The sequence below is a fragment of the Mycolicibacterium sp. XJ879 genome, assembly GCF_053483935.1.
Window position 1 is genome coordinate 1 of record NZ_JBEFTH010000036.1, and the last position, 802, is coordinate 802.

An 802-nucleotide genomic window follows, 5' to 3' on the forward strand; every position below is an offset into this window, starting at 1 on the left:
TGTTCTTCACGGGCAGGTTGTGAACACGTAAGCGCTCGATGGGTGTTTTTCCGCCGATGCCGGTGTGTGGTCGGTGATGATTGTAGTGATGCAGCCAGTCTTGGTAGGTCGCAGCGCGGTCTGCCTCGGACCGGTAGACCTGCACGTAAGCCCATTCAGCGGCCAGGGTGCGGTTGAACCGCTCGACTTTCCCGTTGGTCTGCGGCCGGTATGGCCGGGTCCGCTTATGGCTGATACCGGAACCAAGTGTTTGCGCGAAAAGCTTTGATCGATAACATGATCCGTTGTCGGTCAACACCCTCTTCACAGTGATCCCGTGCTCTTCGAAGAACGCGTTGGCGCACTCCCAGAACGCGGAGGCGGTCTCCTTGCGTTCATCGTCGAGGATCTCCGAATAGGCCAGCCGGGAATGATCATCGACGGCGTGATGCAGGTACGAGTACCCCATGCCGGCGCGGTTGCGCCGACCGGCTTGGCGACCCAGTTTGCGGTGCCCACCCCCATCGGGGATGCGGCCCAGCTTCTTGATGTCGAGATGGACCAGGTCGCCGGGAGCGGGGTGTTCATAGCGGTGAGGCTTGGGCCGACGCACGGGCAGCCCGGTGTTCTGGTCCAGATGGCCCAACAGTGGCATCCGATAGCGGCGTAGCACCGCTTCCACCGTCGAGCGTGCCAGCCGCAGGTGCGCGGCGATGCGGTGAGCTCCCCATCGATGGATGAACCGCACCTTGATGATCCGGCGTTCCCTGCGCTGAGCCAGCCGGCGCGGACTGTGGTGTGGGCGACTGGAGCGATCCACCAT

The 802-nt window shown here is 62.7% G+C and carries 1 protein-coding gene; it reads right to left on the reverse strand.

What is annotated here, in order from left to right; translation table 11 throughout:
- A partial coding sequence (locus ABQF13_RS25280) for an IS481 family transposase (protein ID WP_448395549.1) occupies positions 1–802 on the reverse strand: 802 nt, incomplete at both ends.